The sequence below is a fragment of the Actinosynnema sp. genome (assembly GCF_052038725.1).
Window position 1 is genome coordinate 1 of record NZ_JBQGCX010000709.1, and the last position, 2,500, is coordinate 2,500.

Annotated in this window: 1 protein-coding gene and 2 pseudogenes; 1 reads left to right on the plus strand and 2 read right to left on the minus strand. The window is 72.6% G+C overall.

The genetic code is table 11. From position 1 onward, the window contains the following. A pseudogene (locus ACTUAL_RS14830) lies at positions 1-584 on the minus strand (hypothetical protein); the annotation flags it as partial. Positions 585-785: 201 nt separating this feature from the next. After that, positions 786-2,036, minus strand: a complete 1,251-nt coding sequence (gene serS / locus ACTUAL_RS14835; RefSeq protein ID WP_096491015.1) for a serine--tRNA ligase — start codon at positions 2,034-2,036, stop codon at positions 786-788. 160 nt (positions 2,037-2,196) lie between these two features. Between serS and ACTUAL_RS14840 the strand changes: the two are divergent. Further along, positions 2,197-2,500 (plus strand): annotated as a pseudogene (locus tag ACTUAL_RS14840) (hypothetical protein); the annotation flags it as partial.

Genomic DNA, 2,500 nt, shown 5'->3' on the forward strand with positions numbered 1-2,500 from the left:
GCGTCGTGCGTGGCGAGCCTGGCCCGGTAGCACCAGGCGGGGAGCAGGCCCGCCGTGAGCATCAGCAGCGGGGTGGTCAGCAGGCTGTAGGCCAGGGTGCCGAGCAGGAGCGCGATCGGGGTGGCCAGGACCTGGAGCACCAGCAGGCCGACCAGCGGGTAGGCGAACGCCTCGACCTGGTTCGGGGTCGGGGCGGGCAGGGTGACCCAGGCGAGCGGGGCGCGCGGCGCCGGGTGCTGGAGGTGGGGCTGCGGGAGGTGGGGCTGCGGGACGGGTGGCTGCGGGAACGGTTGCCGCGGCGCGGGGTGCGCGGGCGGCAGGCCGACCGGGTTCATGGCGGGGAAGCTCAGCGACGCCCGCTGCGGCGCCTGCTGCTGCGGCGCGACCATCGCGAGCGCGGGCTCGTGGCGCTGCTCGGCGGCAGGTGCGGGCTCGGCCGGTTCCGCTTCCGCGCGTGGCTCGGCGGTCGGTTCCGCCGTCGTCCCGGTGGCGGGCGCCCCCGGTTCGCGGACGTCCGCGCCGCACATGACGCACACGGCGTTCCCCGTGCCGACCGGTCTTCGGCAGTTCGGGCACTCCGTCACGGTGATCCCCCCAGTCCGTCCTCGGGCGCTGCCTGCGCCCGGTGACCGGATGGTAGGGATGGCCTCCACCTGCGAAAATAGCCCGTTCAGCCGCTTCGGGACGTGACCTTGCGAACTGCCGCGAACCGCGCGGGAGCGGCAACCGCGCGACGCCCCCGCGCGGTTCGCGCGGGGGCGTCGGGGTCGGTCCGGTGGGCCGGGTCAGGCCGGGAGGAGGACGTCCTTGCCCAGGAACGGGCGCAGCGCCTGCGGGACGACGACGGAGCCGTCGGCCTGCTGGTGGTTCTCCAGGATGGCGACGATCCAGCGGGTGGTGGCCAGGGTGCCGTTGAGCGTGGCGGTGATCTGCGACTTGCCGTTCTCGTCGCGGTAGCGCACGTTCAGCCTGCGGGCCTGGAAGGTGGTGCAGTTCGAGGTGGAGGTCAGCTCGCGGTAGGCTTGCTGGCTGGGCACCCACGCCTCGCAGTCGAACTTGCGGGACGCGCTGGTGCCGAGGTCGCCCGCGGCGGTGTCGATGACCCGGTAGGGGACCTCGACCTTGGCGAGCATCTCCTCCTCCCAGGCGAGCAGGCGGGCGTGCTCGGCCTCGGCCTCCTCCGGCGGGACGTAGGAGAACATCTCGACCTTGTTGAACTGGTGCACCCGGATGATGCCCCTGGTGTCCTTGCCGTACGAGCCCGCCTCGCGGCGGTAGCAGGACGACCAGCCCGCGTAGCGGCGCGGCCCGTCGAGGATCTCGTCGGCGTGGTAGCCGGCGAGGGGGACCTCGGAGGTGCCCACGAGGTACAGGTCGTCGGCCTCCAGGCGGTAGATCTCGCTGGAGTGCGCGCCGAGGAACCCGGTGCCCGCCATGACCTCGGGCCGGACCAGGGTCGGGGTGATCATCAGCTGGAAGCCCGCGGCGGTCGCCTGGGCGACGGCCATGTTCAGCAGGGCGAGTTCGAGCTGGGCGCCGATGCCGGTGAGGAAGTAGAACCGCGAGCCGGACACCTTGGCGCCGCGCTCCATGTCGATCGCGCCGAGCCGGGTGCCGAGGTCGAGGTGGTCGAGGGGCTCGAAGTCGAACTCGCGGGGCTTCCCGACGTGCTTGACCACGACGTAGTCGTCCTCGCCGCCCTCGGGGGCGTCGGGGTGCACGAGGTTGGGGACCGAGCGGTGCAGCTCGGTCAGCTCGGCCTCGGCGGCGGCCTGGTCGGCCTCGGCGGCCTTCACCTCGGCGGCCAGCTCCTTGCCCTTGGCGAGCAGTGCCTCCCGCTCCTCACCGCGGGCCTTGCCGACCTGCTTGCCGAACGCCTTCTGCTCACCGCGCAGGGTGTCGGCGCGGGAGACGGCGGAGCGGCGGCGCTCGTCGGCGGACAGCAGGGCGTCGACCAGGGACTCGTCCTCGCCCCGCGCCCGCTGGGACGCACGAACGGCTTCCGGGTTCTCGCGCAGTGCCTTGAGGTCGATCACGAGGGGTAAGGGTAGCCGCTCTGGGCGTCGGGCACCGCAGGCCGGGCCGCAGGGACGAGCGGGGGCGGGTGGGCGCCGCACCACGGCGGAACCGAAGAATTCCTCGAATAAAACAGCCGGATTTCCGCTGGCCCGCCTCGGGTAATTAGCTTTCACCGCCATGGCCGAAACACGCTTCTTCTGCATCGGTGAATCGGGTTCCGCGGACTCGAAGATCGTCGTCTACGGCTGGGTCGAGCTGCTGGCGCGGGACTGGGAACCGGCCCTGCGGACCTGGGCGGCTTGGCGGAAGGCACTGCACGGCTCGACGGGCGTGCCCGTCGACTACGAGCTGCGCGCCACGGATTTCGCCAACGGCAGGGGGAACCCGACGAAGACGGCGTGGGATCGGGACAAGTCCGCGCGGACGGCGGTGGTGGCCGACGCGCTGGCCACCATCGGCACGAAGCCCGACGTGCGCACGG